Source organism: Curtobacterium sp. Leaf154 (assembly GCF_001424595.1).
In the GTDB taxonomy this organism is placed as follows: Bacteria; Actinomycetota; Actinomycetes; order Actinomycetales; family Microbacteriaceae; genus Curtobacterium; species Curtobacterium poinsettiae.
In genome coordinates, this window is record NZ_LMOS01000003.1 from 66123 (window position 1) to 90383 (window position 24261).

19 protein-coding genes are annotated in these 24261 nt (G+C 71.6%); 7 read left to right on the forward strand and 12 right to left on the reverse strand.

Annotated elements, in window-relative coordinates:
- Positions 1–43: 43 nt before the first annotated feature.
- The gene (locus tag ASF75_RS05020; RefSeq protein WP_017886212.1) at positions 44–643 is read right to left on the reverse strand and encodes a hypothetical protein; all 600 of its coding nucleotides are present in this window, start codon (positions 641–643) and stop codon (positions 44–46) included.
- A gap of 208 nt (positions 644–851) precedes the next feature.
- Between ASF75_RS05020 and ASF75_RS17965 the strand changes: the two genes are divergently transcribed.
- Positions 852–1418: a MarR family winged helix-turn-helix transcriptional regulator gene (locus tag ASF75_RS17965; protein WP_017886213.1), complete on the forward strand. Its 567-nt coding sequence runs from the start codon at positions 852–854 to the stop codon at positions 1416–1418.
- Positions 1419–1454: 36 nt separating this feature from the next.
- The gene (locus tag ASF75_RS05030; protein WP_056069771.1) at positions 1455–1964 is read left to right on the forward strand and encodes a mycothiol transferase; all 510 of its coding nucleotides are present in this window, start codon (positions 1455–1457) and stop codon (positions 1962–1964) included.
- A 245-nt stretch (positions 1965–2209) separates the two neighbouring features.
- Here ASF75_RS05030 and ASF75_RS05035 read toward each other — a convergent pair whose 3' ends face one another.
- From ASF75_RS05035 to ASF75_RS05055, 5 genes are read right to left on the reverse strand one after another with little or no spacing between them, the layout of a single operon-like run.
- A complete protein-coding gene (locus ASF75_RS05035) occupies positions 2210–4465 on the reverse strand; it encodes a heavy metal translocating P-type ATPase (RefSeq protein ID WP_056069307.1) in 2256 nt (751 codons plus the stop codon).
- A complete protein-coding gene (locus tag ASF75_RS05040) occupies positions 4462–6576 on the reverse strand; it encodes a cytochrome c oxidase assembly protein (RefSeq protein ID WP_056069309.1) in 2115 nt (704 codons plus the stop codon). The genes ASF75_RS05035 and ASF75_RS05040 overlap by 4 nt, the downstream gene beginning before the upstream one ends.
- A complete protein-coding gene (locus tag ASF75_RS05045; protein WP_017886224.1) occupies positions 6569–6778 on the reverse strand; it encodes a heavy-metal-associated domain-containing protein in 210 nt (69 codons plus the stop codon). Before ASF75_RS05045 ends, ASF75_RS05040 begins: the two co-directional genes overlap by 8 nt.
- Positions 6779–6819: 41 nt before the next feature.
- Positions 6820–7632: a M56 family metallopeptidase gene (locus tag ASF75_RS05050; protein WP_017886225.1), complete on the reverse strand. Its 813-nt coding sequence runs from the start codon at positions 7630–7632 to the stop codon at positions 6820–6822.
- A gap of 16 nt (positions 7633–7648) precedes the next feature.
- A complete protein-coding gene (locus ASF75_RS05055; RefSeq protein ID WP_056069316.1) occupies positions 7649–8026 on the reverse strand; it encodes a BlaI/MecI/CopY family transcriptional regulator in 378 nt (125 codons plus the stop codon).
- A gap of 111 nt (positions 8027–8137) precedes the next feature.
- Here ASF75_RS05055 and ASF75_RS05060 point away from each other — a divergent pair, with 111 nt between their 5' ends.
- Both ASF75_RS05060 and ASF75_RS05065 read left to right on the forward strand, forming a co-directional pair.
- On the forward strand, positions 8138–8758 hold the full coding sequence (locus tag ASF75_RS05060; RefSeq protein ID WP_056069318.1) for a DUF5134 domain-containing protein: 621 nt from the start codon (positions 8138–8140) through the stop codon (positions 8756–8758).
- Between the two features lie 13 nt (positions 8759–8771).
- The gene (locus ASF75_RS05065; protein ID WP_056069321.1) at positions 8772–10244 is read left to right on the forward strand and encodes a PepSY-associated TM helix domain-containing protein; all 1473 of its coding nucleotides are present in this window, start codon (positions 8772–8774) and stop codon (positions 10242–10244) included.
- Positions 10245–10325: 81 nt separating this feature from the next.
- On the opposite strand, the gene ASF75_RS05070 is transcribed toward ASF75_RS05065, so the two are convergent.
- The 4 genes from ASF75_RS05070 to ASF75_RS05085 all read right to left on the reverse strand — a co-directional run bounded on the left by ASF75_RS05070 (position 10326) and on the right by ASF75_RS05085 (position 17049).
- On the reverse strand, positions 10326–11606 hold the full coding sequence (locus ASF75_RS05070; RefSeq protein WP_056069323.1) for an alpha/beta hydrolase: 1281 nt from the start codon (positions 11604–11606) through the stop codon (positions 10326–10328).
- Positions 11603–13636: a bifunctional lysylphosphatidylglycerol flippase/synthetase MprF gene (locus ASF75_RS05075; RefSeq protein ID WP_056069327.1), complete on the reverse strand. Its 2034-nt coding sequence runs from the start codon at positions 13634–13636 to the stop codon at positions 11603–11605. Before ASF75_RS05075 ends, ASF75_RS05070 begins: the two co-directional genes overlap by 4 nt.
- A 211-nt stretch (positions 13637–13847) precedes the next feature.
- Positions 13848–16031: a DEAD/DEAH box helicase gene (locus ASF75_RS05080; RefSeq protein WP_056069330.1), complete on the reverse strand. Its 2184-nt coding sequence runs from the start codon at positions 16029–16031 to the stop codon at positions 13848–13850.
- A 274-nt stretch (positions 16032–16305) separates the two neighbouring features.
- Entirely contained in the window at positions 16306–17049 is a 744-nt protein-coding gene (locus tag ASF75_RS05085) for a polyprenol monophosphomannose synthase (RefSeq protein ID WP_056069333.1), read from the reverse strand.
- Between the two features lie 74 nt (positions 17050–17123).
- Here ASF75_RS05085 and ASF75_RS05090 point away from each other — a divergent pair, with 74 nt between their 5' ends.
- A complete protein-coding gene (locus ASF75_RS05090) occupies positions 17124–18284 on the forward strand; it encodes a mannosyltransferase family protein (protein ID WP_056069336.1) in 1161 nt (386 codons plus the stop codon).
- A gap of 9 nt (positions 18285–18293) precedes the next feature.
- On the opposite strand, the gene ASF75_RS05095 is transcribed toward ASF75_RS05090, so the two are convergent.
- Positions 18294–19148, reverse strand: a complete 855-nt coding sequence (locus ASF75_RS05095; protein ID WP_017886234.1) for a PPK2 family polyphosphate kinase — start codon at positions 19146–19148, stop codon at positions 18294–18296.
- A 181-nt stretch (positions 19149–19329) separates the two neighbouring features.
- Here ASF75_RS05095 and ASF75_RS17270 point away from each other — a divergent pair, with 181 nt between their 5' ends.
- Positions 19330–20340 carry an alpha/beta hydrolase gene (locus ASF75_RS17270; RefSeq protein WP_156463789.1) on the forward strand — a complete coding sequence of 337 codons (1011 nt, stop codon included), beginning with the start codon at positions 19330–19332 and terminating at the stop codon, positions 20338–20340.
- Between the two features lie 84 nt (positions 20341–20424).
- Positions 20425–20721, forward strand: a complete 297-nt coding sequence (locus ASF75_RS05105; protein ID WP_042539069.1) for a hypothetical protein — start codon at positions 20425–20427, stop codon at positions 20719–20721.
- Here ASF75_RS05105 and ASF75_RS17970 read toward each other — a convergent pair.
- Positions 20718–24215, reverse strand: coding sequence for an efflux RND transporter permease subunit (locus ASF75_RS17970; protein ID WP_017886237.1), 3498 nt, complete (start codon positions 24213–24215; stop codon positions 20718–20720). The two genes, ASF75_RS05105 and ASF75_RS17970, sit on opposite strands and share 4 nt — an antisense overlap.
- Positions 24216–24261 lie beyond the last annotated feature (46 nt).

Consider the following 24261-nt stretch of genomic DNA (forward strand, 5'->3'; position numbering starts at 1 on the left):
GCGGGGAGGGAACGGACGGGGCGGGTTCGGCCCCGGCCCCGACTCAGCTGTTCTGGGCCTCCCAGGTGAAGCCGAGGGCTGCGGTGCCGCCCTGCACGGTGTTCGGCGCGGTGCTCGAGACCGTGTAGGTGACGCGGTAGACGCGCGTCTCGGACGCGGTGCCGGTCGGGGTCCAGCTGCCGACGCCGGTCGCGTAGTTGGTCGAGGCGGCGCCGAAGCCCGCGACGGTGCCGCTGTAGAGCGAGCTGCCGGTGGCGGCCGGGGTGAAGCCGGAGCAGGAGCCGAAGCCACCGCCGGTGCCCTGCTCGACGGTCAGGTTGACGTTCGCCGCCAGGTCCTTCGTGGTCGTGACGTTCGTGCCGTACAGCTTCACGGCCGAGGGCAGCGAACCGGTCGAGGTCACCGTGATGCAGTTCGCACCGGTCGAGCCGGGCTTCAGGTTGCTCGCCGTGAACAGCGCGGTGTTGTTGTCGTCGTCGGACAGGGCGACACTGCCCGCCGTCCAGTTGTTCGTCGGGTTGACGGTGGTCGAGGAGAAGGCCGCGTACGAGGCCGTCGAGACGACGACCCCCGAGGCGACGAGCGCGGCGGGGATGGCGATCCAGGCGGCGAGGCGGGCAGCACGAGGCGTGACACGAGACATGGTTGGACTCCGTGAGGATGAGGTCTGATCGGTGGTTCGGACGGGCCCGCGGTGGTTGGTCGCGCTACGTGCCGAGGTGGTACGACGATCAAGCTACTTCGCCGTCGAGCAGCTCTCAATACCCGGGATGCCCCCATTGATGGGGGTATCTTGACGAGTGAGTTACTTGTTGACTGAAGTTCCACCCCTGCACCCGAGAAGAGCCCCCATGACGGACACCGACCAGGTCGTCCTCCCCCAGCGCGCACCGGCCGTCCCCGCGGCCAGGATCGCGCCGCGCACGCCCCCGGCACCGGTGTCGCCCGACGTCACCGCGGCCGACCCGGCAGGCACCGACGCCGACCTCCCACGACTGCTCACCGCGTTCCGCGTGCTCCAGATGCAGCACGCGCGCGTCCTGCACCACGAGAGCACGAGCCGCGGACTGAACGCCACGGACACCCGCTTCGTGTTCTTCCTCAACGCAGCGGGCGGCCACGGCGTGACCCCGAAGCAGGCCGGCGAGTACCTCGAGCTCACCACCGGGGCGATGACGTCGCTCATCGACCGGCTCGAGAAGCACGGGCACCTCGAGCGCCGCCCGAACCCGGAGGACCGCCGGAGTGTGCTCCTGCACCTCACGCCGTCGGGCACCGCGGTCGCCCGCGAGGTCGGCGCCGTCTACTCGCAGGCGTTCCAGCAGGTCGTCGCACCGTCCGACCGCGCCGTCGTCGCCGCTGCCTTCGAGGGGTTCGCCGCGGCCCTGGAACGCCACCACCGGTCGTCCACCGAGTGAGCGCGGGTGTCACGGCCCGCGCGTAGCGTGAGCGCCATGACCCCCTCCGAACTCCTCACCGAAGCGTTCTCCCGCATCCCCGAGACCGTCGAGCGGGCCGTCGACGGGCTCTCCGAAGACCAGCTCGCAGCACGACCGGCAGCCGGGGCGAACACCCTGGCCTGGCTCGTGTGGCACATCGCCCGCGGCCAGGACGCGCAGATCGCCGACCTCGCCGGCTCCGAGCAGGTCTGGACGGCGGACGGCTGGTACGACCGGTTCGGCCTGCCGTTCCCGGCCGAGGCGCTCGGGTACGGCATGTCCCGCGACGACGTCGGCCGGGTGCGAGCCTCTGCCGACCTGCTCACCGGGTACCTGCGCGCGGTGCACGAGCGCACCGTCGAGTACCTCGGCACGCTCGGCCCGGACGACCTCGACCCGGTCGTCGACGACGCGTGGGACCCGCCCGTGACGGCCGGCGCTCGGCTCGTGAGCATCCTCGACGACTGCACACAGCACGCCGGCCAGGCCGGCTTCGTGCGCGGGCTGCTGTTCTTCAACCGCTGAGCGCGCGCGGGGCGCGCGCCCTGCGCGGTCGCGCGCGTCCAGTGCGCGGTCGCGCGCATCCAGTGCGCAGGAGACGACGAGTCTGCCGCGGCGACCCGACGTCTTGTGCTCACTCGACGACGGACTGGAGGCCCGTCACCAGCCGGTGACGGGCCGCGAGCGACGCCGTGGGCATCGTGGTCCGCAACGCGGTGGTGGCGCACGGAGCGAAACCCGCCGGCCCCACCACTTCCGCCGAGGGCGGACTACGTCCGCCCGTACGACCGCAGCCGGAGACTGTTCGAGACGACGAGCGTCGAGGACAGCGCCATCGCGGCGGCGGCGATGAGCGGGTTGAGCAGCCCGGCCGCGGCGAGCGGGATCGCGGCGATGTTGTAACCGAACGCCCACACGAGGTTGATGCGGATGGTCCGGAGGGTCGCGCGGGAGAGCTGCACTGCGTCGACGACGGCGCGGAGATCCTCGCGGACGATGATGACGTCGGCGGCCTTCAGGGCGATGTCCGTGCCCTCGACGACGGCGACGCCGAGGGTTGCGGTGGCGAGGGCGGCGGAGTCGTTGACGCCGTCGCCCACCATGGCGACGTGGTGCCCGGCCGCCTGCAGCTGGGCGATGCGTTCGGCTTTCTCGTCGGGCAGGACGCGGGCGATGACCTCGTCGATGCCGACCTCACCACCGACAGCGGACGCCGTCGTCTCGGAGTCCCCGGACAGGAGGACGGTGCGGAGGCCGAGGGCGCGCAGCTGCGCGACGGCCTCGATCGCGCCGGGACGGAGCGCGTCCAGGACGGTGAGCACTGCGGCCACGTCGCCGTCGACGGCGACGAGCACCACGGTGGCGCCGGACGCTTCGCGGTCCGCGACGACCGCGGCGACCCGGTCGCCGACCCGCACCCCCGCGGCTTCGAGCAGCTCGGACCGGCCGATGACGCAGGCGCGGTCACCGACGGTCCCAGCTGCTCCCAGTCCGGCGTGCGCGGTGAAGTCCGCGACCGGCTCCAGGGTGCCGAACCGGCTGCTGGCTGCGGCGGTGATCGCCGCCCCGATGGGGTGCTCTGACGCTGCTTCGAGGGCGCCGGCGAGGGCGAGGGCCGTATCGGCGTCGGTGGTGAAGGTGTCGACGGCGGTGAGGGTCATCCGGCCGGTGGTGAGGGTGCCGGTCTTGTCGAAGACGACGGTGTCGATGCGACCGCTCGCCTCGAGGGCACTGGGGCCCTTGATGAGAATGCCGAGCTGGCCCCCGCGTCCGACGCCGACCATGAGCGCGGTCGGCGTCGCCAGGCCGAGCGCGCAGGGGCAGGCGATGATGAGGACGGCGACACCGTTCGCGATCGCGGTGCCAGGAGCCGCGCCGCTGACGAGCCAGCCGGCGGCGACGAGGATCGCGATGCCGATCACGACGGGTACGAACACGCTGGTGACCCGGTCGACGGTGCGCTGCACCGCGGCCTTGCGGCGTTGGGCGTCGTCGGCGACGGCGGCCATCTGGGCCAGGCGGGTGCGGGTGCCGACGGCGTCGGCGCGGATGACGAGCCGACCACCCTGGACGAGGGTGCCGCCGATGACCGTGCTCCCGGCCGTTGCCTCGACCGGGACGGACTCGCCGGTCATCGCGGACACTTCGAGCGTCGCGGCGCCGTCGGTGACGGTGCCGTCGACGGGGATGCGGCCGCCGGGGCGGACGACGACGAGGTTCCCGACCCGCACGGCACTCAGCGGAACAGTGCACTCGGTGCCGTCGGTGACGACCTGCGCCTCGGTGACGCCGAGGTCACCGATGGCTTCGAGGACATCGGCGGCACGTCGGCGGCTGCGGCTCTCGAAGTAGCGGCCGGCGAGCTGGAACGTGACCATGCCGGCGGCGACGTCGAGGTAGATCGAGTCCGCGCCGGCGGGGGTCCTCCCGAATCCGAGCCAGTACCCGGGAGTGGTGGCGGGGTCGACGAGGAGCGTCCAGAGCGCCCATCCGAAGGACACGACGACGCCGAGCGAGACGAGGGTGTCCATGCTGGTGCTGCGGTGCCGCAGTCCCCGGAGGGTGGCCCTGTGGAACGGCCACGCAGCCCAGGTGACGATCGGGACGGCGAGGAGGACGCAGAGCGCCTGCCAGCCGGGGAACCGCCACGCAGGGACGAGCGCCAGGATGATCGTGATGTCGCACAGCGGGATCGCCAGCAGTGCCGCGACGGCGAGGCGGCGGCGGAGCGTCGTGGTGCGGGTCTCCGCGGCGCGGGCGGACCAGGCGTCATCGCCCGGGGTGTGGACGGCGGCGGTGTAGCCGGCGCGCTCGACCTGCGCGATCGCGGTCGCGGCATCGGCGATCCCCAGACCGGCGACCGTGGCGCGTTCGGTGGCGAAGTTCACGGACGCAGTGACGCCGTCGAGCTTGCCGAGCTTGCGTTCGACCGCGTTGGCGCAGGCGGAGCAGGTCATCCCGCCGATGTCGAGTTCGAGCCGCTGCTCGGCTCGCTGGTCGGTTCGGGACGGGGTGGTGGTGGTCACGGCTGCTCCCGGTGGTCGGTGACGGTCAGCGCCGGACGGTCGTCGGCGCGCTCGTGCTCGTTCGTCGAGCCGGGCCCGGTGGACCGTGTCGGATCGGTCCGCTGTGCAGGTGCGGTGGTGTCGCGGGTGGTGAGCTTGCTGAGCATGGCGTTGTACTGCTCGTGGTCGTCGTCGAGGCCCCGGTCGGCGTGCCGGTCGATGCGCTTGGCCTGTCGAGCGTCCTGCTTGGCCCACTGGGTGACGAGGGCGATCACCACGACGATCAGCGGCAGCTCACCGGCGGCCCAGGCGACGCCACCGGCGACGTACTGGTCGTGGGCGAGACTGCCGATCCACGGGATGTCGAGGTACTGGAAGTACGTGCCGGCGAGCAGGGTGTCGCTGGTCATCACGACGACGCCGAAGAACGCGTGGAAGGGCATCGCTGCGAGGACGAGGCCGAGCTTGCCGATGTGCGGCAACGGACGGGGCGGTGCGTCGACGCCGATGATGAGGGCGTAGAAGACGTACCCGATGGCGAGGTAGTGCAGGGTCATCGCCTGGTGCGCCCAGTGGTACCGCATCGCCCAGTCGAAGAACGGGGTGAGGTAGATGCAGTAGTACGAGCCCACGAACACCGCCAGGACGTACACGGGGTTGTACGTGACCCGCAGCAGCTTCGAGTGGGTCACCGCGACGAGCCACTCGTGGGGGCCGGCGAAGGCATCGCGACGGTGCGCGGTCGTGGCGCGGAGGAACAGGGTGATGGGTCCGCCGAGGACGAGCAGCAGCGGGCCGAGCATGTTCAAGCTCATGTGCAGGCCCATGTGCACGGCGAACGACGCCGACGAGTACGGGCCGACCCCGGACGAGGTGGTGATGATGACGGATGCCCAGCCGAGCATCCAGGCGCTGGTTCGGCCGTTCGACCAGAGGTCTCCGCGCTTCCGGAGTCGGATGACGGCGGCCGCGTACGTGGCGATCCCGGCGATCGCGATGACGAGGAAGAGGATGTTCACCCGGCCGGCGGTCCACAGGGTGATCGGGGTGAGGGGTGTGTCGACCTGGTACCCGAGGAAGAGCTGCTGTCCGTCGGTGGGGACGAAGTACACCGGCGGTGGGATCCGCGTCATGACGACGCCGATCGCGGCCGCGACCAGGAGCACCGCCAGGAGCACGGCCGGGGCGGTCGGGGTGGCGAACCAGCTCCTGCGGAGGAGGATCGGTCCGGCCACCGCGGCGACGAGGAGCAGCTGAGCGGCGAAGAGCACGCCGGTGGGCGCTTCCCACGGCGGCGTGCCGGCGAGTTCGACGGCGGCGATGATGATCGACCCGACCGTCCAGGTGATCCAGCCGGTGAGGGCGAGGATGCGGTGTCTGCGGATGGTGGCGGTGCCGGGACGGCTCACTCGCCACCGGCGGGCACCGGCAGCCGTGGCGCCGGTCCAGATGCCGAGCGCGGGGGCGGCGAACATGGCGGCGTCCCCACCGAAGTCGTGGTTCGGGCCGACGAGCACCTGCGTCACCAGCACGGGGGCGAGGAGCCCGATGACGCCGATGCCGGTCAGGAGCAGGGTGCTGACCCAGCTGCGGACGAGGTACGCAGCGACGAGGATCGCGACCGCGATGCAGGCGACGACGATCCACGCGCCGGGGAGGTAGCTGGCCTGCACGAGGTAGCCGATCGCGCCCGGTGTCAGGAGCTTCGTCACCGGCTGCCCGCTCGCGTCTGCGGCGTCGACGGGGACCAGCAGCACCGCGGCGACCAGCCAGACGGTGGCGGCGGTGCGGACGATCGCGAGGTCGCGGTGGTTGTCGATGACCGTGCGTGACCGGCGCGGCGTGAGGAACACGGCAGCGGCAAGGCCGCCGGTCGTGAGGCCGCCGGTGACGTCGGCGGTGAGGCGGAGCACGGCGCTGAGCATCGAGGTGAGCATGCCCGGGTAGCCGCGGCTCAGCCGGTCGTACGAGGAAGGACCGAGCATCGCGACCGCGACCACGACGATGACGACCGCGATGACGGCGCCCACCCACGGCGATGCGCGCCTGAGCACACCCGACCGCCCCACGGCGGGCACGGTCGTCGGCCGGTTGCGCGTGGCCGGGGTGGCAGCGGCCTGGGTGTCAGGCACCGGCGAGCTCGTAGCCTGCCTCGTCGACGGCTTCGGCGATCGCTGCCGCATCCGGCCGGGCCGGTGCGGTGACGACGACGAGACCGGTCGCGGCGTCCGCAGTGACGAGCTCGACGCCGGCGATCGCTTCGAGTTCGCCGGTGACGCGGCGTTCGCAGTGCTCGCAGGTCATCCCGACGACGTGGTACTCGAAACGCTCCATGCGCCCATTCTACAAAACGTAGAACGGGATGCGAGTCGAGGTCAGCGGGATTGCAGGACCGGGGCCGGGTGGCGGCGGTGCGGCCAGCTCTTCACCGGCGAAGCGGCGAGACGTGCGGCGCGGAGCTCGAGGCCCGGGCTCGGGTCGATCCGGTTCATCAGCGTCAGTGCATTGCAGACGGTCGCAGGTCCGCAGATGCGGGCGGCGGTGTCGTCTGCGACGAGTTCGATCAGCAGCGCGACCGTTCGACGGAACTCCCGGGCAGTCCGGAGTCGTGGGAACGCGGCAGCGTTCAGCGCAGCGACGCGGCCGATGAGGTCATGCCGGCCGAGCACGTGCGCACGTTCGTGCTCGACGACGGCGCGGACACAGGCAGGGGGCATCGCGTTCTCGACTCCGGTCGAGATCAGCACGCGCCCGTCAGCGGTGGAGCAGGCGATCGGATCCGACGTGTGCAGGTACGCGATCTCGTGCCCGCCGATGTGCTCGGTCCGCACGGTGGAACGGGCGACGAGCAGCGTCACCGCGACGTCGGTGCGGCGCTTCGCGGCCGAGATCGGTTCTGCGTTCGCGGCGAGGAGCGCGGCGACACCACCGGCGACGCCGAGCCCGCACCAGGCGAAGAGGCCGGCGGCGGGAGCGCCGATCCCGTGCGCGTGCGCATTCGTTGCGACGACGACCGACGCGATCCCCACGCTCAGCAGCAGCGAGCTCGCGGCGACCGTCAACGCTCCGAGCCAGAGGTGGAGCGCGACCTGCGGACGGTGCAGCCACCAGGTGCCACGAGTGAGGATGCTCGGAGCCAGCACGGTGACGACAACCGCGAGGGCCACGAGGCCGAGGACGGCGATCACGGCACCGATCCTCCCGTCACGAGCCGGTGCGGTCGATGCCGGCTCCGCCGAGGGCGGCACGCAGCGCGTCCAGGTCATCCGCACCGAGCGAACCGGTGAAGCGCTGCAGGACCGCGGTGCGATCACTCGATCGACCGAGCACCTCCGTCATCGAATCAGCGGTCTCGGCAGGGTCCGCCTTCGTCGCCCGGTAGGCCTTCGATGCCGGGTCCCGCTCGACGAGCCCCTTCCGCTCCAGCCTGGCGAGGACGGTCAACACCGTCGTGGAGGCCAGCGGGCCGACCTCTGCTGCGAGCGCATCGTGCACCTGCCGGCCGGTGTGCGCCGCATCCTGCGCCCAGAGCAGCTGCAGCACACCCGACTCGAGGGATCCGTGCGCACGACGCGGACTCATGCGCGCGACCCGAACTCATCGACCATGCGCCGATTCTACATACAGTAGAAACTGGCTTCTACAACTTGTAGAGTGGCGCCGCCACCCGCCGCGATGAAAGGTCCACCCCTCGTGTCACACAGCCTGCCGCTGTCCGTCCTCCTCACGGTGCTGTTCGCCGTGACGGCAGTCGGGTACCTCGGCTTCGCCTTCCGCCCCGGCAGCAGCGGTGTCGCACGGGTCAGTGACGTCTTCCACGTGCTGATGAGCGTCGCGATGCTGGCGATGCCGTGGGCCTGGGGGATGACCCTCGCGCCGCCGACGCTGCAGATCCTCGTGTTCGGCCTCGCGACGTCGTTCTACCTCGTCCTCACGCTCGGCAGCAGCCGGTACGGCAGCCACGAGCACCACGGACCCGGCGGTTCCGGGCGACTGGTGCTGGGCTACCACGTGGTGATGATGGCGGCGATGACCCTCATGGGCGTGATGATGCTGCCCATGGCCGGCGGGGCTTCGATGTCGATGCCGGAGATGGACATGACCGGCAGCGGCCACAGCATGCACACCTCCTGGTCGGGATGGACACCGGTCTCGTGGGTCCTCGTCGTCGTGTTCGCGATCGCGACCGTCTGGATGCTGGTGCGGCTGATCGCGTCAGCGCGTGTCCGCCAACACCCCCTCGCACGCCTCGACGGCGTGCTCTTGCTGCTGATGAGTGCCGGGATGGCACTCGCGTCCATCCCCACGAGCTGAGGAACACCGCACCATGACCGCAACCGCCGATCGGGACACCACTGCGCCCGCGTCCGCGCCGTCGACGGCGCAGCCGCGCCGGAACCCACAGCGGGGCTGGTTCGGACCGTTGTTGCTGCGCCTGCACTTCTCTGCCGGGCTGTTCGTCGGACCGTTCATCCTCATCGCCGCGCTCTCCGGCGCCGTGTACGCGCTCGGTCCGACGATCGAGCAGGGCATCTACCGACACGAGCTCACCGCACCCTCGACCGCTGCCGCGAAGCCGCTGGCAGACCAGATCGACGCCGCGCAGGCCTACATCCAACGGCACCACCCCGAAGACACCCTCGCCGCCGTCCGCCCGGCACCTGCGCCGGGTGCCACGACGCGGGTAATGTACGCCGAGGCTGGGCTGATGGACTCGCAGGACCGTGCGGTGTTCGTCGATCCCGGCACCGCCGAGGTCCGCGGTGACCTCCTGGTGTACGGCACCTCCGGGGCGTTGCCGTTCCGCACCTGGGTGGACACGTTCCACCGGTCGCTGTTCCTCGGCGACGTCGGCCGCCTCTACAGCGAGACCGCGGCGTCGTGGCTCGGCGTCGTCGCCCTCGCCGGTCTCGGCCTGTGGGTGATCCGGATCCGGAAGACGCGCGCCAAGCGCGACATGGTCCGCCCCGCACGTGGTGTCCGCGGCTACCGGCGGGTCTTCTCCTGGCATGCCTCCACCGGGGTGTGGCTGCTCCTGGGCGCGTTGTTCCTGTCGGCGACGGGCATCACCTGGTCACAGTACGGCGGTGGCAACGTCGACCAGCTCCGCTCCGCTCTCAGCTGGGGCACACCCGCACTGACCACCTCCCTCTCCGACACCGGCACGGCGGCTGGTGGCGGTGAGCACGCCGCCCACCACGGCGGCTCCGCCGCATCGACCGATGCGGGACCGGCAGCCGTCACCCCGGTGCTGTTCGATCGAGTCCTGGCCGCTGCGAAGGCTGCGAACATCCACGCGTCCGAACTGCAGATCACCCCGCCGGCGACGGCGGATCAGGCGTGGACGGTCGCGGAGATCAAGCGGTCCTACCCCACCGCGGTGAACTCCGTCGCGATCGACCCGCGGAACATGAGCGTGGTGTCCGAGACGAACTTCGACACCTTCTCCCTCCCCGCCAAACTCACCCGGTGGGGCATCGACACGCACATGGGCACGATGTGGGGGTTGCCGAACCAGATCCTGCTGTTCGTCACGGCGCTCGGGATCGCCGCGATGGTCGTCTTCGGCTACGTGATGTGGTGGCAGCGCCGCCCCACCGGGAAGCGCGTCGGGAACGCCCCGGCCGCGGGTGCCCTGAACCGGGCGCCGTGGTGGGGGTCCGGGCTCGTCGCGGTCGGCGCGATCGTCATCGGCGCGTTCCTGCCCGCGCTCGGTGTCACCCTGCTCGCGTTCGTCGTCATCGACGTCCTCATCACCAACCGCTCGGCCCCGCCCACCCCTGCCGCACCCGGCGAGTAGGACCGCTCGTGCAGAGCGGTCGCACCTGCCCGGTACCGGGTCCGGGCACGACCGTCACCCGGCACGGATCCCGTGCCGACGTCAGTGGAGCGCTGTGGAGAGCACGTCTGCCAGGTGGGGCAGGTCCGTCCGGAACGACCACTGCACGGTGTTCCAGTCGTGCCCGCTCCCCGGGGCGAACCCGACGCTGGTGTCCGCGCCCGCTGCCCGTGCAGCGTCGGCGAGGACGCGGGCGTTGCGGCTGAACGCCCCGTCCGCCGACCCCGCGGTGAACCAGAACGCGCGCCCGTGCAGGTCGTCCGCCCGCATCTGCGCGATCGGACCGGCGGCCTTCCACGCGCTGACCGACCCGCCGAACGCCCGGTCGGCGCTGTGCTGCGGGTTCCGGTCGATGGGCTGCAACTCGCTGGAGACCGCGAGCACGGCCCCGAACCGGTCGGGGTGCACGGTGGCGAACTGCATCGCGCACGTCGCCCCCTGCGAGAAGCCGGTGAGGCCCCACGCACGGCGGTCCGGGGTCACCGGGAGGTGCGCCGTCAGCCACCGCGGCACGTCCTCGGTGACGTAGGTCGCTGCGTTCCCGAGGTCCGAGTCGACGCACATCGTGTTCAGGCCGGGCGAGGAGAGCTGGTCGACGGAGACGACGATCGGCGCGCGGCCGTGGTGGGCTGCGGCGTAGCCGTCGAGTGCGCTGCCCATCCGGCCCGCGGTGAACAGGTCGCTCGGAGCGCCCGGTTGGCCGGAGAAGGCGAGGACGACGGGCAGGGGCGACGGATCCCTGACCAGGGCGGCGGGCGGGAGGTAGACGACGGCGGGTCGAGCGGGGAACCCCGATCGCTCCCCGGGGATCTCGACGGTGCGGACCTCGCCGGTCGTGGGCATCGTGGCGGCTGGGGCAGCGGCGAGGTCGAGCTCCGGGAAGGGGTCCGTCTGCACGACGGTGCGGAGCGTCGGGTACATCGCGAACTCGACGTTCACGCCGAGGGCGGACGACAGCAGTGCGGTCGGGAGCAGCAGGACGGCGAGGGCCCGACGCCAGCGGCCGCCCTGCACCAGGCCGACGACGACCGAGGCCAGCGCAGCGGCGGCCACGACGAACCACAGCCGCGTCACGGGACTCATCGCGACCCCGAACAGGTTCACCAGGTCGCTGAGGACCCAGCAGACGATGAGCACCACGACGGCCGCGGCCGCGGCGACGCCCGCCCGGACTCCGGCCCGACGCCACGCGACACGGGATCGCCAGCCGCCGACCGCGGGGAGCAGGACGACGACGCCGAGCAGTGCGAACGCCACGTCCAGCGGGACGAGCAGCGTCGGAGCCTGCAGCTGGGTGGCGAGCAACCGGTCGGCCGGGCTCACCGCTTCGACACCGCCCGCGCGGGAGCGGGCTCGCGGACGGTCGAGCGGTGTGCCTGGCGCAGTGCCCAGAGGTGCTTCGGCCGGAGGCCTGGGACGTAGGCGCCGGCCAGGGCACGTGCGACCCGCGGCACGTGCAGCGGCGTCGGGACCACGATCCAGAGCGCCTCGTGCCGAGCGCCGAACTTCTCCTTGAAGCGCTGGAGCGACCGGAACCCGTACACCGGCTCGAGGAGTCGGGCGACGAGGACCGATCCGAGGGACACGAGGGACCGTGCGCCGTCGTGGGGTGCGAGCGGGGTGCCGGAGAGGCTGATCATCCGCAGGCCCGCGTCGCGTGCCCGGATCGCGGTCCGGGCGATGAGGAACTCCATGACCCCCGGCATGCCGTCCTCGCCACGGCGCATGACGTCGAGCGTGTAGCCGGCCAGTCCGCCGTGCTCGTACACGGGCAGCCAGCTCGTGACCGCGCTGACGTGCCCGTCGGCCGTCACCGCCAGCATGAGTCGGACGTCGGGGTCGTCGAGCTCGTGGAAGCCGCCGAGGGTGAACCCCATCTCCGGCAGCCTCCGGTCGGTCGCCCACCGTGTGCAGATCGCCTCGACCTCGGCACGCTGTGCGTCGGCGAGCGCGTCGAAGGTCGTCCACTCGTCGCGGACCCCCTCACGGTCGGCCCGGTTCGAGGCCGTCCGGAGGTCCTGCCGCTTCTTGCCGCGCAGGTCGAACGTGGCGACGTCGAGCACCGACTCGACCCCCACGGGCAGCGCGGTCCACCCCTCGGCGGCGAGGATCTGCCGCACCGGTTCGTGCACGCTCGTGAACGCTGGCACCCAGCCGTTCCGGTCGCAGAAGGCCGTGAACGCGGACACGACCTCAGCGCGGTCCGCCGCGCTGCACGCCGGGTCCGACACGGTGAGTGCCACGTCCCCACGGACCCGGTACGCCACGGCCCCACGCCCGTCCGGGTGCGTCCAGGTGGCGTTGCCGCGCCAGGTGCCCATGTGGCCGAGGGATCCGGCATCGCCGACGCGCAGCATGTCGACCAGGGCACCGCGGCCGTTGGTGGCGGCACGGAACCGCGAGCGGACGAGACGGCCGCGGAGCGCCAGGACCGTCAGCAGCACCATCGCCGGCACGAGCCACGCGCCGAGCAGCGTGACCTGCCACTCGATCGCGTCCAGCCCGAGTCCGCGCCACTGCACGGCGTCGTCGGTCATCGGTTCGATGAGGAACACGTCGGCGAGGACGGCGGTCAGCGTCACGAGCACGCCGACGGCGAGCACGATGCCCGTGCGCCGGCCACGCTGCACGAGCCAGGCGGACACCAGCAGGAGCAGCCCGACGATGACGACCGCACGGTCGCTCATGGCGTCGGCGAACACCGAGAGCACACCGTCCGGGTCCGGCACGACAGGGGTCACCAGGGTGCCCGCGCCGAGCGCGATGAGCGTCGCGACCACGCAGGTGCGTGCGCTGACCGTGTCACGCGCGGTCGGCGCGTCCGGACCGGAGGCCCGGCGCACCACGAACGAACCGGCTGCGGTGCCGAGCAGGGTCGCCAGGGCACGGGCGAGGTCCGACCCGTGGCCGGCGAAGAGCACGAGCGTGAGGACGACCGTCCAGAGCGCGGCTCGCGTGCGCCACCGGTGCTGCGCGGGCATCGCTGCCGACGCGGCACCGAGCAACGCGGCGGCGACGATCGACGGGGCGAAGAGCGGCTGTCCGACCGCGAGTTCGGCGTGCGCCTCGCCGAGCGCTGACCCGATGCTGACGGTGAGCAGGGTTCCGAGGACGCCGAGCGCCGGCGCCACCACGCCGATCACCACCGTGCGGATGGATCCGAGGGACCGTTCGGCGAGCACCGTCGTCAACACCACGAGGACCACGGCGAGGCACGCCACGGGCGGGTGGTGCGGGAAGTCGGGTTCGGCGTGAGCGATCCGCGCGCTCACCAGGAGCACGGCCGTCGCTGCGGCCACGGAGACGGAGACGGGGAACCGGCGGAGTCGTCCGACGAGCGCTGCGGGTGTCACGTGATCATTGCATCGGTCCTGCTCGCCCGTGTCATCAGTCGGCGGCATGAGCGCGGCGGCTCCCTGTCCTCCGAGAGGATGACCCGTGCGCCAGCTGACGTCGCGGCCGAGCCGCGGACCGGACCCGGCGGGGTCGTCGGTCGCACCGCGTAACGGACGGGAGGCCCGGTACCAGCTGGTACCGGGCCTCCCGTCCGTCGTGTGGTCGCGACTAGCGCGCGGCGAGCTCCGACACGATGCCGTCACCGGGTGCGGCCTGCACCAGGTCCGCCTCGATCTCGGCGCGCTCGAGGATGCCCTCGATCTTGCGGATGCGGCCACGCGGGACGATCGTGACGACCGTGCCCTCCTTGCCGGCACGACCCGTGCGGCCGGAACGGTGCATGTACGCCTTGTAGTCGTCCGGGGCGTCCGCCTGCACGACGAGCGAGACGTCGTCGACGTGGATGCCGCGGGCGGCGACGTCGGTGGCGACGAGCACGTTGACGCGGCCGCTGGTGAGCAGCTGCAGGTTGCGCGTGCGGCGCGACTGGTTCAGGTCACCGTGGAGCGAGGTCGCGCGGATGCCGGCGTCCTCGAACTGGTCGGCCAGACGCTCGGCGTAGGCACGCGTCCGGGCGAAGACGATGGTCTTGCCGTCGCCGGCGACCAGTTCCTCGAGCAGACGGTCCTTCTCGCGCTGCTCGACCACGAGGACACGGTGGTCGATGGTCGAGGACGCCTGGTCCTCACCCGCGACCTCGTGCACGCTCGGCTCGTGCAGGAACTGCTCGACGAGCGCTGCGACCTGGGTGTCGAGCGTCGCGCTGAACAGCAGCTTCTGTGCGCGGTTGCCCTGCGGGGTGACCTCGGCCGTGGCTGCGAGGATCTCCTGCACCGGCTCGAGGAACCCGAGGTCGCACATGTGGTCGGCCTCGTCGAGCACGGAGATGATGACCTCGCTGAGGTCGAGCTTCCCCTTGTTCATGAGGTCCTGCACACGGCCGGGGGTGCCGACGATGATGTCGACGCCGCGCTCGAGCGCGCCCTCCTGGCGGCCGTAGGGGACGCCGCCGTAGATCTGCGTCGTGAACAGGCCGACCGAGCGGGCGATCGGCTGCACCGTGCGGTCGATCTGCAGGGCGAGCTCACGGGTCGGCGCGAGGATGAGCGCACGCGGGGCGCGGCCCATCTTGCGCTTCGTGCCGCCGCCGTGCTCCATGAGCTTCTCGACCAGCGGCGCACCGAAGGCGATGGTCTTGCCGGAACCGGTCCGGCCTCGGCCGAGGACGTCCTTGCCGGCGAGCACGTCGGGGATCGTCGCCGCCTGGATCGGGAACGGGCTCGAGGCGCCGAGCTCCTGCAGGGCCCGGGAGATGTTGCCGCCGATGCCGAGGTCGCCGAAGGTCACGCCCTCGACGTCGGACGCGATGGTGGCCTCGGCCTGGAGCTTCTCGAGCTTGACGTCGTCGGCCGGCACGAACTTGCCACGCTCGGGCTCGTCGAACGAGCGGCGCGGGGTGCGGTCGTCGCGGTCGAACGAACGACGCGGGCGGTCGTCGTTGTCACGACGGGGCGCACGGTCATCGCGGTTGAAGCTGCGCGGGGCACGCTCGTCACGGTCGAACGAACGACGCGGGCGGTCGTCGTTGTCACGACGCGGGGCGCGATCGTCACGGTCGAAACGACGCGGGGCACGCTCGTCACGGTCGAAGCGACGGGGACGGTCGTCGTTGTCACGACGCGGGGCGCGATCATCGCGATCGAACGAGCGACGCGGGCGGTCGTCGTTGTCACGACGCGGGGCACGCTCGTCACGGTCGAAACGACGCGGGGCACGCTCGTCACGGTCGAAGCGACGGGGACGGTCGTCGTTGTCGCGACGCGGGGCGCGATCATCGCGATCGAACGAGCGACGCGGGCGGTCGTCGTTGTCACGACGCGGCGCGCGGTCGTCACGGTTGAAGCTGCGCGGTGCACGGTCGTCACGGTCGAACGAGCGACGCGGGCGGTCGTCGTTGTCGCGACGGGGCGTGCGGTCGTCACGATCGAAGCGCCGCGGGGCACTGGGCCCCTGCGAGCCGGTTCCGGCGCGACGCGGAGCTTGCGGAGCGTCGGGACGGCCGGGCGAGTAGGGAGCATCACGGTTGTAGCCGCGACCACCACGGTCGTCGCGATCGGGGCTCCGCTGGCCGCCGCTGTCTCGCGGCTCCCAGTTCGGACGGGCCGGACGCTCGCCCTGCGACGCGCGACCGCGACGCTCCTCGGCGTCCCAGCGCTGCTTCTGACGCGGCTGCGACGAGTCGGCGGCGCGGAACCCCCGGTGCTTGCTGCTGCGGGCGGCGGGGGTGCCGTTCGGGTGGCGGACGCGGTCGGAGGCGCGGTTGTCCGCGCCGCCCTTGTTGTACGGGGCCATGGCTACTTTCTCGGGTGCGCAACGTACCGCAGCGCCCGACAGCGACATCGGCGGGGGCTGCTTGCGGAGAGGGGGTTCATCCCGTCGCGAGTCGACGTGATTCCAGCCCTCGAGCAACACACACCCAGCAGAATTTCCGTGATCACAATGTCACGACGTCGAAGGCCGACCGATCGAGTCTACGCGAGCCGCTGCCCTGACGCCAGCCCCGATGCGAACGCAGGCCGGTCGGGCGGGGTGATCCGTGCCTCCTGGCCGCACCGGACACGACGCGTCACGGCGAGCCCAGCCGGAACAGCCGCTGCAGCCCCCACCCGGTGACGCGGACGAGCGCCTCGACCACGATCCCACCGCTCATCTTCGACTCGCCCCGCTCGCGCTCCACGAAGGTGATGGGGACCTCGGCGACGACGGCACCGGCCCGGACCGCACGTCGGGCGAGGTCGACCTGGAAGCAGTAGCCGGCCGAGGCGATGTCCTCGGCGACGAGCGAACGGAGGAGGTCCGAACGGATCGCGCGGTAGCCCCCGGTGAGGTCGCGGACCCGGACACCGAGCGCGATCCGACTGTAGAAGGAGCCGCCGCGCGACAGGGCGATCCGGTGCCACGGCCAGTTCACGACCGAGCCACCACGCACCCAGCGCGAGCCGATGACCAGGTCGGCGCCCGCCGCACAGCGTTCGAGCAGCCTGCCGAGTTCTTCGGGCCGGTGCGAGCCGTCGGCGTCCATCTCGACCAGGACGTCGTGGTGGCGGTCGAGCCCCCAGGCGAACCCCGCCAGGTAGGCGGCACCGAGACCGGCCTTCTCGGTGCGGTGCAGGACGTGCACACGCTCGTCGTCCCGGGCGAGGGCGTCCGCGATCGCGCCGGTGCCGTCGGGGCTGCCGTCGTCGACGACCAGGACGGCGACCTCGGGACGTGCCGCGAGGACGCGGGCGACGACCGACTCGATGTTCTCGCGCTCGTCGTACGTGGGGATGACGACGAGCGTCCCTCCACGGGCACTGCGAAATGTCAAGGATTACCCCGTTGGTGTCTGAGTTGGCTTGGATATCAGCACAACGTATACGCAACACCACGACGGAGGCCAGAATGCGAGCGCGCACGGTGACCCGCACACTGCCCGACTGCCTCATCACCCTCGCGCTCTACGCACTCGCGCGGGTGGTGACGACCGCCACGCTCACCGTCGGCTTCGCGCTCACCGATCCGGTCGGGTTCGGCGACACGGCCGACCCGAAGGGGTTCTTCGAACGCTCGACCGCCTGGGACGGCCAGTACTTCCTCGAGATCGCGCGGCAGGGCTACCCGAGCACACTGCCCGTCGACGACACCGGCGCCGTCCAGCAGAACGCGTGGGCGTTCCTCCCGGTGTTCCCGGCGCTCGTGCGGGCGGTCAGCACGACCGGCGCCGACCCCGCGGTCGTCGCGGTGCTGCTGGCGACGGCGTTCGGCGGCGCGGCGTCCGTCGCACTCGTGTCCCTGCTGCGTCCCCACGTCGGCCGGACCACCGCGCTGTGGTCGGGCGTGTTCTTCGCGTTCGGGCCGGTGTCGTTCGTCTTGCAGATCGCCTACGCCGAGTCGCTCGGCCTGCTGCTCACGTTCGCCGCACTCATCGCGATGCAGCGCCGGCACTACTGGACGGTCCTGCCGATCGTCACGGTTCTCGCGTTCACCCGGCCCGGGGCGCTCGCGATCCCGTTGGCGCTCGCGCTGCACGCCGTGCTCCGGCTCGTGCAGCGCGACGCGGTGCCCGTGCGGGAGCGTGTCGCGATCGTCGTCACCGGCCTGGTCACGGCAGCGGCGGGCCTGGCGTGGCCGGTCGTGGCGGCGCTCGTCACCGGGGTTCCCGACGCCTACTTGCAGACCGAACTCGCGTGGTGGCAGCTCCACCTCGACGTGCACCACTTCGCGCCACTGACACCGTGGTTCCTGCAGGCCGACCGGTTCGCGGGCACGCTCGGTGTGGTCGCTGTGCTCGTCGCGGTCGGCGCGACGGGATGGTGGCTGTCGTCGCGCTCGACGCGCCGGATCGGCTCGGTGCCGCTGCTCGGCTCGGCCTCGTACCTGCTCTCCCTGTTCGCGACGTTCTTGCCCCAACAGAGCTTGCCGCGGCTGCTGCTGCCGGCGGCCCCGCTGCTCGGTGCGCCGCTCCTGCACCGCACCGCGCTGCGACGGGGCATCGTGCTCGGTGGCTGCGTGCTCGCGCAGCCCGCGGCGGTGTGGGTGCTGTTCCTCACCCACAATCCCTGAGCCGGTGGGTCAGGACTCGGCGAGCCGACGACGCTGCTCGGCGACGTCGAAGTCGGCCTTCGGCCACGACAGGTGCATGTCCTCCAGCGCCCGAAGCAGGAGCTGCTGCACGGCGAGGCGTGCGTACCACTTGCGGTTCGCCGGCACGACGTACCAGGGCGCCTGCGGGGTCGACGTGCGATCGAGGGCGATCTGGTACGCCTGCTGGTAGCGGTCCCAGAGCAGACGGTCGTCGATGTCGCTCGGGTTGAACTTCCAGTGCTTGTCCGGACGGTCGAGCCGGTCACCGAGACGCTCGCGCTGCTCGTCCTTCGAGATGTGCAGCATCACCTTGACGATGGTCGTGCCAGCGGCGGCGAGGCCGTCCTCGAAGGCGGTGATCGCGCCGTACCGCCGCTCGATCTCGTCCGGCGCGGCGATGCCGCGGACGCGCTGGGCGAGCACGTCCTCGTAGTGGGAGCGGTCGAACACGCCGAGCTGTCCGGCTGCCGGCAGCTGCTTCTCGATGCGCCACAGGAAGTCGTGCTCGCGTTCCTCGGCCGTCGGGGCCTTGAAGCCGGCGTAGTGCACGCCGTTCGGGTCGACCGCGCCGACGACGTGCGAGACGATGCCACCCTTGCCCGCGGTGTCCATCGCCTGCAGCACGAGCAGCACCCGGCGCTCGTCCCCCGCGGTCGACGCCGCGTACAGGCGCTCCTGCAGGGCGGCGAGCCGCGAGGCGCCCGCGGCGAGCGCTTCGAGGCCGTCGATCTTGCGACCGGGGAAGCCCGGCGTGCCGTCGGGGTCGACCTGGTCGAGGCGGAACCCGGGTTCGACACGCAGCAGCGGTTCGGGATCGGCGTTCCAGGCCTTGCGACTGCTCACGGGTCCTCCTGCGGTGCTCCGGTCGGCGACTGCCGTGCTCATCCTCGCACTGCCGGGTGACGTCGGTGCGGCCGGTCTGCACCGGGAGCGCAGTCCGGGGGTCGCCCGCTCGGGGGTCGTCCGCTCGGGTTCCTCCGTTGGGGTGACGTGGGCGGTCGCCGATGCGGCTAGCGTGGACGTGATGAAGTCCGGCCGCCGCTCAGTGCTCGCGCTCGTCGCCGCGGTGGTGGCGCTCGGCGCGATGGCGTCCTGCAGCACGGATCCGGTCGGCGACGAGAACGCCACCGTCACCGCGGACAGCGTCATCTACCCGCTGTCGCTCCAGTACCACGGCATCGATGTGGTGGCAGACGTGCCCTACGGCACCGATCCGCTGCAGCGCCTCGACGTGTGTCTGCCGGCCGACAGCGAGCCCGCGACGACGGCGACCCCCACCGCGACACCGTCCGCCTCGGCCACCGCCGACCCGGAGGCGGTCGAGGCCACGACCGGACGCCCCGCGGTCCTGATGATCCACGGCGGCAGCTGGTCGCACGGCGACAAGGCGACGGCCGCGTACCGGTCCGTGTGCAAGTACCTGGCGTCCGAGGGCTTCGTGACGTTCAACGTCGACTACCGGCTGGCGCCGACGGATCCGTTCCCTGCCGGGCTCGACGACGTCCGACGTGCGCTCGACTACGTGTTCCGCCCGGCGACGCTCGAGACCTACGACGTCGACTCCCAGCGCGTGGGCGTGTTCGGTGGGAGCGCCGGCGGCAACCTCGCCGCGATGCTCGCCGTCACCGACCACGACTCCGCCGCGTACGCCGACGGCGACCGGATCCGCGCCGTGGTCGACCTGAGCGGGCCCACGAACCTGACCACCCGGTCCACCGAGCCCGACGGGGTGTCCGCGGCCTTCCAGCGCAAGCAGCTGCTCTACCTGGGGTGCCGGTCCTACGCCAGGTGCCCGGCGGCCACCCGGGCGTCGCCGGAGTTCCACGTCACCTCGGACACAGCGCCGTTCTTCATCGGGCACTCCACCGACGAGTTCATCCCGTTGTGGGAGTCGCAGGAGTTCGCCGCGACACTCCGATCCCACGACGTCCCGGTGACGTTCGTGGCGGTCGAGGGCACGGCGCACTCGATCGCGCAGCTCGACGAGGCGATGAGCCGCCGGGTGGTCACCTTCCTGCGGACCCAGCTCGGCTGACCGGACGACCGACCGCGTGCCCCGGGTGGGTGGCACCCGGAGTCGGGACTGCCGCTGCGGAGCCCGCGGCCGCAGACTTCGGTGGTGACCGACACCTCGACCCGCCCTGCCCGCGCCGCTGCGACGCGCTGGGACCGCCCTGCGCTGCAGACGTTCGCGGAGCTGCTGCTCGGGCTGTCGTTCGTCACCGCGGTGGCCTTCGGCGGCTACGCCTCGGTCACCGGGCAGCTGGCCGTCGTGTCGCAGGGCGCCGCCGTGGTGTTCCTCGTGACGCTGACCCTGGTGCTGGTGTCGTGGTTCCGGGGCGTCGAGCGCGAGGAACGAGCCGAGCCGGTCGTCGTCTCGCCCCTCGCCGCGGTCGACGCCGAGTACCGCCGCTAGGCAGCGCTGCCGGAACGCTCCGCTCGCCGCCGCTGTCGTTCCGCCCGACGCTCCGCACGTTCCTGGCGTCGCTCGGCACGCGCCTGCTTCCGGGTCTTTCCCGCGGCGATCCGGTCCGTGTTGCGTTCGCGGGCCCGCTCGACCACGAAGTACAGCGCCGGCAGCACCACGAGCGTCAGCAGTGTCGAGGACACCAGACCACCGATCACGACCAGCGCCAGCGGCTGCGAGATGAAGCCGGACTTGCCGGTCAGTCCGATCGCCATCGGCAGCAGCGCGAAGATCGTCGCCATCGCCGTCATGAGGATCGGACGGAGGCGTCGTGTCGCGCCCTCGATCAGGGCCTCACGCACCCGCAGCCCGCGTCGTCGGTACTGGTTGACGAGGTCGATGAGCACGATGGCGTTCGTCACGACGATGCCGACGAGCATGAGCAGACCGATGAGCGACGCGACGCCGATCGGGACACCGGATGCGATCTGCAGCAGGATCGCGCCCGTCGCAGCGAACGGCACCGACACGAGCAGCAGCAGCGGCTGGAGCAGGCTCCGGAACGTCGCGACCATGATCACGTAGACGATCAGCACGGCGACCAGGACCGCGAGCCCGAGCTGCGAGAACGCCGACGACTGGCTGGCGGCGACGCCACCGATGGAGGCGGTCGCACCCTTCGGCAGGTCGAGTTCGTCGACCGCGGTCGTGACGGACTGCACCGCCGCACCCAGGTTGGTTGCGTCCGGCGTCACGGTGATCGTGGCGGTGCGGGCGGCGTTCGTCGTGGTGACGGTGGTGGGGCCCTCGGACTCCTCAACCGTGGCGACGTCGGACAGCGGGACGGTGCCGGTGCTCGTCGGGACGTCGAGGGCACGGAGCGCGGCGATGGTGGTCGGCGGCTCCGGGTCGGCGATGTAGACGTCGAGCGTCGCGTCGTCGATCTCGATGCTGCCGGTGTCCCGCGGTGAGACCGCCGCGGCGACGAGGCCGCCCACCTGGGTCTCGGTGACACCGAGCGACGCGGCCTTGGCACGGTCGACCCGGACGGCGAGGAACGGTTCCGCTGCGGAAAGGTTGCTGGTGGCGGCCGTGGTGTCCGGCACCGACTGCATGGTCTTCAGCACCTGGCGCGATGCCGTCTCGAGCTGCGACTGGGTCGGCGCGGTGACGTCGACCTCGATGTCGCTGCTGCCGCCGAACCCGCCGCCGGAGGACGCGATGGTGACCTCGCCGACGTCCTTGATCGACCCGATCGCCTTGCGGGCGTCGGCCTGGATCGTCGGCTGGTCGGCCTCGGCGTCGGTCGTCACGGCGTACTGCACCGAGGCGCTGCCGCCACCGCCGAACGCGGCCTGGATCGACTGGCCGCTCGTGCCGATGGTGGTCTGCACGGTCTCGACGCCGTCGACGTCCTGCAGCGCCCGCTCGACCTTGCGCGCGGACTCGGACTGGACGGCGAGGCTGGAACCGGCCTTCAGGTCCTGCGTGACCGTGAACGTGTTCTGGCCCGAGTCGCCGAGGTAGTTCGTGGTGACGAACGGCAGCGTGGCGGCCGTGCCACCGAGGACGATCACGGCGAGCAGGATGACGACGACCGGCTTCCGGACGACCCACCGGAGCACCGGCAGGTAGACGCGGCGCAGGCGGTCGACCCGGCCGGCGTCGTGCAGGTCCGCGGCGGAGGCGAGCGCGCCTTCCGAACGGTCGCGGTCGCGCTCGGCATCAACCGCCGACGGTGCTGCTGCCGCTGCTGTGTCTGCGCCTTCGCCTGCGTCTGCGTCCGCGTCCGCGTCCGCGGCCGTCGGCGCGTCGCCCGGCTTCGCCTTCGGCGGGCGGAGCCACCAGTACGCGAGCACCGGGACGATCGTGAGCGAGACGAACAGGGAGGCGACGAGTGCCAGGGTGACCGTCACGGCGAACGGCCGGAACAGCTCCCCGACGAGTTCGGCGACGAAGGCCACCGGCAGGAACACCGCGACGGTCGTCAGGGTCGAGGCGGTGACCGCACCGGCGACCTCGCGCACGGCGTCGCGCACGGCCTGGCCGCGGTCGACGCCGGGGAGCATGTGCCGCTTGATGTTCTCGATGACGACGATGGAGTCGTCGACCACGCGGCCGATCGCGATCGTGAGCGCGGCGAGCGTGATGATGTTGAGCGTGTACCCGGCCGCGCGCATGCCGATCGCGGCGAGGAGCACCGACGTCGGGATCGAGATCGCGGTGACGAGCGTGGAGCGCCAGGACAGCAGGAACACCAGGATGACGAGCACCGCGAAGGCCAGGCCGAGCAGGCCTTCCTCGGCCAGGGAGTCGATGGACTGTTGGATGTAGGGCGCCTGGTCGAAGACGACGGTGAAGCGGGGGTCGCCCTCGATCTTGTCCTCGATGCCGGGCAGGGCCGCACGCACGGTGTTCGAGACGTCGACGGTGTTGGCTTCCTGCGTCTTCGTGATCGAGATCGTCAGGGCCTGCTGTCCGTCCACACGACTGATCGAGGTGCGCGGGGACTGCGTGATGGCGACCTTCGCGACGTCGCCCAACGTGGTGTCGGTCGGGGTGGCCGCGGTCGTCGACGTGTCCGTCGCCGCGGATCCCGTCGTCGCAGCACCGGTCGCATCCGTGCCGGTCCCCGTCGTCCCCGTGCCCGTCGCGCCCGCGGCCGTGCCGTCACCGGACGACGCCGCGCCGTCGGCACCTGCGGCCCCTGCCCCGGCCGCGCCCGAACCGGAAGAACCGGAAGAACCCGACGAGCTCGACGAGCTCGACGAGCTGGTCAGTGGCAGGGCCCGGATGTCCTTGAGCGAGGCGATCCGCTCGCCCGTCTGCACCGACAGCGTCGAGCCGTCCTCGGTGATGGTTCCGCCGGGGATCAGGGTGCCGTTGTCGTCGAGCGCGTCCGAGATGGCCGTCTGGCTGAGGCCGCGCGCGGCGAGCTCGTCCTGGTCGGGCGTGATGACGACACGACGGCCGGGGTTGCCGAAGACGTCCGCCTGTCGCACCCCGTCGAGCTTCTCGAGGTCGGGGATCGCCGAGGCCTGCAGCCGGTCGACGAGCTGCTCCTGGTTGCCGGACGCCGAGACCGCGACCTGCAGCACCGGCAGGTCGTCGAAGGACCCCGTGACGATCTGCGTCTGCACCGAGTCCGGCAGCGACAGGGCGTTCACCGCGGTCTGGATCTTGTCCTCGGCGCTGGCCAGGTTCGAGCCGTACTGGAACGACGCCGACACCACGCTCTGCCCCGTGGACGAGGTCGCACTGGTGGACTCGAGGTCCGGGACGACCTGGATCGCCTGTTCGATCTTGGTCGAGACGTCGTTCGACACGACCTCTGGCGTGGCGCCGGGGTAGGCGCTGACGATCGCGACCTGCGGGAACTCGACGCTCGGGATCAGCTCCTGCTTGAGGCTGGAGAGCGCGATGCCGCCGAAGACCGCGACGACGATCGTGACGAGCGCGATGAGGGCCCGGTTGCGCAGGCTGAAGACCGAGAGGAGGTGCACGACATCGATCCTCGCAGGAGCGACCGACGAACGTTCAGTTCCGGGC

Excerpts from the sequence above, each read along its gene's own strand:
- ASF75_RS05020 (WP_017886212.1), bottom strand. The coding sequence starts at position 643 with ATGTCTCGTGTCACGCCTCGTGCTGCCCGCCTCGCCGCCTGGATCGCC.
- ASF75_RS17965 (WP_017886213.1), top strand. The coding sequence starts at position 852 with ATGACGGACACCGACCAGGTCGTCCTCCCCCAGCGCGCACCGGCCGTC.
- ASF75_RS05030 (WP_056069771.1), top strand. The coding sequence starts at position 1,455 with ATGACCCCCTCCGAACTCCTCACCGAAGCGTTCTCCCGCATCCCCGAG.
- ASF75_RS05045 (WP_017886224.1), bottom strand. The coding sequence starts at position 6,778 with ATGGAGCGTTTCGAGTACCACGTCGTCGGGATGACCTGCGAGCACTGC.
- ASF75_RS05055 (WP_056069316.1), bottom strand. The coding sequence starts at position 8,026 with ATGAGTCCGCGTCGTGCGCACGGATCCCTCGAGTCGGGTGTGCTGCAG.
- ASF75_RS05065 (WP_056069321.1), top strand. The coding sequence starts at position 8,772 with ATGACCGCAACCGCCGATCGGGACACCACTGCGCCCGCGTCCGCGCCG.
- ASF75_RS05080 (WP_056069330.1), bottom strand. The coding sequence starts at position 16,031 with ATGGCCCCGTACAACAAGGGCGGCGCGGACAACCGCGCCTCCGACCGC.
- ASF75_RS05090 (WP_056069336.1), top strand. The coding sequence starts at position 17,124 with ATGCGAGCGCGCACGGTGACCCGCACACTGCCCGACTGCCTCATCACC.
- ASF75_RS17270 (WP_156463789.1), top strand. The coding sequence starts at position 19,330 with ATGAAGTCCGGCCGCCGCTCAGTGCTCGCGCTCGTCGCCGCGGTGGTG.